Annotated in this window: 4 protein-coding genes; 2 read left to right on the plus strand and 2 right to left on the minus strand. The window is 70.6% G+C overall.

All coding sequences use genetic code 11. The annotated features are described in order from the left end of the window. Positions 1-442: 442 nt before the first annotated feature. Entirely contained in the window at positions 443-1,459 is a 1,017-nt protein-coding gene (locus tag ACFV6I_RS36085; protein WP_380430178.1) for a ribosome-inactivating family protein, read from the minus strand. Between the two features lie 350 nt (positions 1,460-1,809). Here ACFV6I_RS36085 and ACFV6I_RS36090 point away from each other — a divergent pair, with 350 nt between their 5' ends. After that, positions 1,810-4,032, plus strand: a complete 2,223-nt coding sequence (locus ACFV6I_RS36090) for a helix-turn-helix domain-containing protein (protein WP_380430181.1) — start codon at positions 1,810-1,812, stop codon at positions 4,030-4,032. A 327-nt stretch (positions 4,033-4,359) separates the two neighbouring features. On the opposite strand, the gene ACFV6I_RS36095 is transcribed toward ACFV6I_RS36090, so the two are convergent. Next, positions 4,360-5,337, minus strand: coding sequence for an alpha/beta hydrolase (locus ACFV6I_RS36095; protein WP_380430183.1), 978 nt, complete (start codon positions 5,335-5,337; stop codon positions 4,360-4,362). A gap of 110 nt (positions 5,338-5,447) precedes the next feature. On the opposite strand from ACFV6I_RS36095, the gene ACFV6I_RS36100 reads away from it, so the two are divergent. Next, positions 5,448-6,506 carry a helix-turn-helix domain-containing protein gene (locus ACFV6I_RS36100; protein WP_380430185.1) on the plus strand — a complete coding sequence of 353 codons (1,059 nt, stop codon included), beginning with the start codon at positions 5,448-5,450 and terminating at the stop codon, positions 6,504-6,506. The last annotated feature ends 515 nt before the right edge of the window (positions 6,507-7,021 follow it).

The raw sequence follows: 7,021 nt of genomic DNA on the forward strand, positions 1-7,021 counted from the left end.
CGCTTCGTTCATCCAACTCGCTGGTGTCTTCTGCGGCTTGACGCCCCGTCCGACGTTTCAAACTCTAGCCGATCCCTGCTCCGAAAAGCGAATCGACCGCAATCCAATAAAACGAACACGCCGAATAAGAACCAAGCCGCGACAAGACGCGGCCCAGCCCGAACCGGGAAGTGGTGTTTCGAAAAGGATTGGCCACCGCGGGACCGTCCGCGCAAAATGCGTGTCCGGTGCTCCCTGCCGAGCGACTGGCTGACAGTACCCCTACTCGGCGCCCAAGGCAAATACCCGGCCCGGGACCGTGCAGGCGCGCGCGTCCGGGCAGCTGCGCAACCTCGCCACCACCGCCTCCGCGGCCTGCGTGGCCCGGATCGCCGGAGTCCGCCGGCGGCCGGGGCCCGGTCCGTGGTGGATCGGGCCCCGGCCGCCGTGGCGTTGTGGTGGGTCAGAGGCCGCTGCCCTGGATGGCGAGGAAGGGGACGATGATGGGGTCGGCGGTTTCGCCGCCGTAGATGTCCTCCCAGTCCGCGTACTGGCGCCCGTCGATGTTCACGGCGGTGGTGTTCTGTCCCCGTGCGCTCCGGTGAGCCACCGTGGACAGGGTGTCCCAGTTGTTCTCCAGGTCCGTGCCGAACCGGCCGATGTTTGCCGGGCGGGACGTCTCGGTCGGGTCCCCGTTGTAGATGAGAACGCTGGCAATGCGATTCTCGATCCAGCCGAAGCGGGCCGCCTCGGAGGTGGCGCCGATGAAGTAGGCCATGGCCCGAAGCACTGCGTTGGAGTTCCTGTTCGCCGAGGTGGCGGTGTCCAGGGCACTCAAGTGCGTCAGGAAGTTGCTCGCCGTGTACGGCTGGTCACCGCGCCACGTCGGGTTCGCGGCCAGCGACGCGTAGCCCCCGTCGGAGCTGATGGTGTTGAGCAAGGGAGCGGTCGGCATGTTGAAGCGGACCCGCATCTCCTCCGCCAGGCGCACGGTGTAGGGGGCGTTGAGACGGTAGTGGAGGCCGTGGGAGGAGAAGCCCATGAAGTACAGGTTGTCGACGGAGAAGTACAGCGCGACATCGGCCCGCCGCTCGCCCCTGGGGTTGGTGGGGGTAACAGCGTTGGACCACACCAGCACCCGGATGACGCGGTTGGTGGCGGTTTCACGCCCGCGGACCGTCGTGTCCGAGAAGTAGGGGGCGTTCGGGAGGCCTGCCATCGGCTGGCCGGCGATTTCGCGCATCCGGTCCACCACACGCCGGTATTCCCCGGACTGATTGGCGGCGGCCGAGCTGGGGCGCGCGGCGGAGTCGTAGCCCGTCATGTCCCAGTCGATGTCGGTCCACCGCTGGGTGGTGTTGGCGTCAGCGTGGGGCGCGGCGAAGCCGTTCACCAGGCCGCAGGCGGCGGCCATGGCCAGCAGCAGCACCGCCAGCCGCCTTCCGGCTCGGCGCATGGTGGACGTCGGATGCAGGTACATCGGGTGGTACTCCCTGAAAGCTCTTCCGCGCAGGTGTGGTGGCGCGCGGCGAGGAGCCCGCGAGAGCGCCTGCCGCTGCATCGGGGCAGCGCGTTCTCGCGGGACGGACAGCGGGGAAGCGACCGGCTACCCGCTCACCGGGCCTTTCAGGTCCCGGCGGGACGAGGGCTCGGCGAAGGGGCAGTACTCCCCGGTTTGGCTCCCGGGGTCGTCTTCCTCAGGTCTAGATCCAACCTGGGCGGGCGGGCGCCAACCATGCAATTTCGCCCGCAAAAGTACGTACCGCATACTTTTGCGGGTTGAGGTTCGGCGTTCGGCGGGGCCACGTCGAACACGGGAAGAACTTCAGCATGGCCTCGTACGCACCGGCGGACCGTTCCTTCGGCACGCTGCTGTTCGGTCTGCGCCGCAGGGCGGGGCTCAGCCAGGAAGACCTGGCGCACGCCGCGGGGGTGAGCGTACGTACCCTGTCCTATCTGGAGCAGGGCCGCTCCCGGGGGCCGCAGCGCCGCACCGTCCAGGCCCTGGCGAAGGCCCTGGGCCTGGAGGCGGCCGACGCCCGGGAGCTGGAGGAGGCCGCGAGCCTGGGCCGGCCCCGCCCCGCCCGCACGGCGGACGCCCCGCCGCCCGCCGCCGCACCGGAGGCCACCCTGAACACGAGCACGCCCGATCTGCTGCCGCGCGCACCGCGCGCCTTTCACGGACGGGCCTCTGAGCTCGCCGCCCTGACCCGGGCCACGGCGGGGGAGGCCCCGGTCTGCCTGGTCATCGGGCCCGCCGGGGTCGGGAAGACCGCCCTCGTCCTGCACTGGGCCCACCACGACCCCGCCGGACTCACCGACGGGCGCCTCTACGCCGACCTGCGCGGCTTCAGTGACACCGGCGAGCCTGCCGCCGTCGAGGTCCTGCGCGAGTTCCTGCTGGCCCTGGGCGTGCCGCAGGAGCGAATACCGGAGTCGGCCAACGGCGCGGCCGCACTCTTCCGCTCCCTGGCCGCCGACCGCCAACTCCTCGTCGTCCTCGACAACGCGCGTGACTCCGAACAGGTCAGGCCGCTCCTGCCCGGCGGCGACCGCTGCGTCACCGTCGTCACCAGCAGGCACCGGCTGCCGGGACTGATCGTCACCGACACCGCCCGGCCCGTCGCCATGGACGTCCTCGCCCCCCAGGACGCCACCATGCTCCTGGCCCGGATCCTCGGCACCGAACGGGTCCACGCCGAGCCGGCCGCCGCGCTCCGGCTCGCCGAGCTGTGCGGCGGGCTGCCGCTGGCCCTGCGGGTGGCAGCGGCCCGTCTGGCAGGGCGACCCGACTGGTCCCTGGGAACGATGGCTGCCGAACTGTCCGACGAGACACGGCGGCTGAGCTTGCTGGACCTGGAGGACACCGGCGTGCGGGCCGCGCTGCGACTGACCCTGCGACAACTCCCGGCGCACGTCGCCCGCCTGTTCGCCGCCCTCGGCCGCCACCCGGGCACGCACGTCGACCGCTACGCGGCGGCCGCCCTGGCCGACACCGACCCCGCCACCGCCGAGAGCGCCCTGGAGCGCCTGGCCGTCGCGCACCTGCTCACCGAGACGGCACCCGGCCGGTGGACGATGCACGACCTCGTGCGGCTCTACGCCCGCGGCCTGGACGCCCAGCCCGACACGCTCAAGCGCGTCCTCGACCACTACATCACCACCGCCACCGGCGCCGTCGCGGCGGCCGAGCCCGGCACGGAGGACTGCTTTCCACTTCCGGCGGACTTCCTGCCGCCGGCCGCCGTGCGGGAGTTCGGCGACCGGTCCGCCGCCGTGGCCTGGTACGCCGCCGAGCGCAACAACCTCACCCAGGCGGTCGCCGCGGCGCACGCCGCCGCACTGCACGACAGGACCTGGCGCATCGTCATGACGATGTGGCCACTGATCGTGTGGCGCGTCCGCGACGGCTGGGTACCGCTCCTGGAGACCGCCCTCACGGCCACGCGCGCCAACGCCGACGAACACGGCGAGGCCCGGGTGCTCAACGTCCTCGGCTGGGTCCTGACCGAGGAAGGGCGCACCCCGGAAGCACTCGTCCACCTGGAAGCGGCCTCCGCGCTCGCCGCCCGCGCCGGTGACGCGTTCGCCGAGGCCAACGCCTTGATCGTGCTGGCCATGGTCCAAGCCTCCCTCGGCGGCCTGGACCAGGCCGCGAGGAGCTGCGAACGCGCGGTCGAGCTGGCACGCGAGACCGGCGACCAGAGGATGGAACGGCTGGCGATGCAGCACCTCGCCCGCCACCAGACCGATGCCGGACACTGGCACCAGGCCCTCACCACCGCGACCCACGCCCTGGCCCTCGGCAACCAACCGGACACCACCGACATCCCCCGCGTCCTGCTGCTCACCATCAAGGGAGAAGCACTGCTGGGACTCGGCAACCACACCGAGGGCGTCACCCAACTCGACCTCGCCGCGCGGGAGGCGGAGTCCGCCGGCTACGACGACGGCGCGGTACGGGCACTCACCGCACTGCTGCGCGCAACACCCGACACGGAAGTCCAGGCACGGTACGACACGGCACTCGCACGACTCACCACACGGACCTGAACCCCGGCACACCCTCGCACCGGCGAAGCCCCCGCCGCACCCGAGCGCGCGGGAACGGTCTCATTGATCATGGTTGGAAGCGGTGCGCTGACCTGTGGTTCGTCAGCTCGGCTGAGACGCCGGAGAGGCGATTCCCGCCGGACCCGGCATTTTTCGGGGCTGGGTCAGCTTGCGTGGACCCCGGGGTTCTTGGGGGTGGTCGAAAAACGAAGTGGGCACGTCCGGCTCGCTCCCGAGTTCGCGCAGAGAACCGGTGCGGCGCCACCGCGCCGCTGCACCGGTGGCCCGCCCCGCCTGTTGACGAGTCGATCCGCTGTCATTTTCGGATCAGTAGTCCAGGACGCGCTTGAGATAGGCCGTTCTGGCCGCGATGGCGAGTTGCGAGATGGCCGCCTGCGGCGCGGCGGTGGCGAAGGCATGCCAGGCCCCCGGCCACACGTGCAACTCGACCGGGACTCCGGACCGGGACAGCCGCGCGGCGTAGTCGATGGACTCGTCCCGGAAGGTGTCGACCTGGCCGGTGTCGATGTAGGTGGCGGGCAGCCCGCTCAGGTCTGCCGCGCGGGCCGGAGCCGCGTAGGGCGAGACCTCGGGCCCGCCCCTGGCCTGCCCGAGCAGGCAGGTCCATGCCGTCAGGTTGGCCCGGCGGTCCCAGAATCCCTCGCCGTCGAGTTCCTGGCTGGACGGGGTCCGGCAGCGGTCGTCGAGCATCGGCGCCTGCAGCATCTGGTGGGCCAGGGCCGGGCCGCCGCGGTCCCGAGCCAGCAGCGCCGTCGCCGCTGCCAGTCCACCGCCCGCGCTCGTGCCCCAGATGATCAGCCGTTCGGGGTCGATGGACAACTCGTCGACGTTGGCCGCGACCCACGCCAGCCCGGCATAGCAGTCCTCGACGGGTGCGGGATGGGGATGCTCGGGAGCCAGCCGGTACTCCACCGAGATCCCGACGATGCCGAGGACATCCACCCACTCGGCGAGTACGTGGGAGAGCTCCCACTTGTTGCCGGAGACCATGCCGCCACCGTGGGTGTGGTAGATGCACGGGCGTGAGCCTGCGCCGCGGGTAGGACGCATGATGAGCAGCGAGATCTCCGGCGCCCCGGCGGGGCCGGGCACCGTGCGTTCCTCGATCTCGACGGCCCCGTCCCGGCGCAGCGCGGCCGCGTCGGCCCCGCCGGGCACCGTCGCGTTCATCTCTCGGTAGGCGGGGATATCGGCCGGCCCGAGCCAGCCGAGTTCTCGCACCTCTTGCGGATAGGTGGCCAGGATTGCGGCCAACTCGGGGTCGAACGGTGGTCGGGAGTACATACTCGGGTCCTTCCTTCAACGGTTCGCCGCCCCAGTGTCCTGGCCGGTCGCCGCCCGATCCACCACCGGATGGCTCATGTCATCCGCCATATGGCGGATATGGTCCAGTGGTGGAAGAACTGCTCCAACAGCTCTCGGCACTGGATCCCGCCGCCGGGGACGCGGTGCGCGCCATCGCCTACTTCGACACCCTCGTCGAGCAGCGGGCCGGCCTCGATGCCTTCGTCAGGGCCGGGGCCATCCTCTCGGGCTGCACGGCAGGGCTGGCCGATCCCGACCGGCACGTCCTGGTGCGCATCCATCCCGACGGCCACCGGCTGGAACCGGCGGCACACGTTCCCTCCTGGCCCGGCACCGCACTACGCGGTACGACCGCAGGCCGGGTCTGGCTCGAACGCACCGGCATGCCGCTGCCCACCGACGCCATCGTTCTCGAACGCCTCGCGGCCGGGGCGGGCATCGTCTTGGACCGAACCCGCGGCCGGGCCGCCACACACGACCCGGCCAGCGTGGAAGTGCTGCTCTCACCCGAGGCCACAGCCACAGCCCGCGCGCAGGCCGTGCGCAGACTCGCCCTTCCCGCGGCGAGATTCAGGGTCGCGGCCCTGCTGGGAAACCCGGATGATCCAACGATCAACCGGTGGAGCACTCGCCTCGGACACGTGACCGCCGCCATCGTCGTCGACGCCACGACCGAGCCCACCGCAAGCCTTGGACCCAGCATCGGCACTGAGCACGGGCCAAGAGCCGGGCTGGGCCCCGCCGTGGAAATCAGTGGGCTGCCGCGATCATGGCACGGAGCGCTGACCGCGTTGCGGCTGACAGCCGAGGTCCACGGTCCGCGCCACCTCAACTACGACGCCCTAGGCGGCCTGGCCCTCGTGGCCGAGCACGTCTCCCCGCACAACGCGTTGATCGAGGATGTGCGCGCGCTACGCGCGGCAGAAAGAGCCGGCACCGGCGCACTGGAAACCCTGGCCGCCCTCGAAGCCCACGACAGCCTCCGCCAGGCGGCCACCGCGTTGCATCTGCACCACTCCACACTCCAGGCGCGCCTACCCAAGCTGACCGCTGCTCTCGGGTTCGCCCCCGACACCCCACAAGGACGCACACGCCTCCACCTTGCCCTGGCCCTCCACCGACTCAACCTCAACGGTCCCCTTCCCTAGCCGCCGAGCAGCAGTGGCAGTCCTCGGGGCGCCCACGTTGAAGACCGTGAGCGCGATCTCGGCTAGATACTCTCGGACCGTGGCGATCAACTCAAACGTGAAATCGCCCTTCCGCCTGGCCGCCCAGCTGTCCTCGTCATCGAACACGACGCAGTCCGCAATCTGGGCATGCACTGGGTCACGGGTCCGGTGAGACCAGCCAGATCAGATGAGACTCAATCCACCCTGAAAGGTGAAGACCGGGCATGGCCAGCCGCGCGCGCCGCGAATCGGCCGACTGTCACCTGAGACGAGTGAGACACCATCAGGTCCGGTGCCGAGTAGCCGAGGGGAATCCCACCCCTCGGCTCTCACAGAACCGTGCGTAACAGTCTCCCGTTACACGGCTCTTGTCGTCCTGATCGTCAGATCAGCGAGGCATCCACGGTGAGGCGCCAGTGCGCGAACATGCAGGGATATCGCTGGGCGATCTCCCGCAGTTTCGCGATGGCCTTCCGCTTGGCCTTGAGCCGCTT

The organism is Kitasatospora sp. NPDC059803 (genome assembly GCF_042732255.1).
In the GTDB taxonomy this organism is placed as follows: Bacteria; Actinomycetota; Actinomycetes; order Streptomycetales; family Streptomycetaceae; genus Kitasatospora.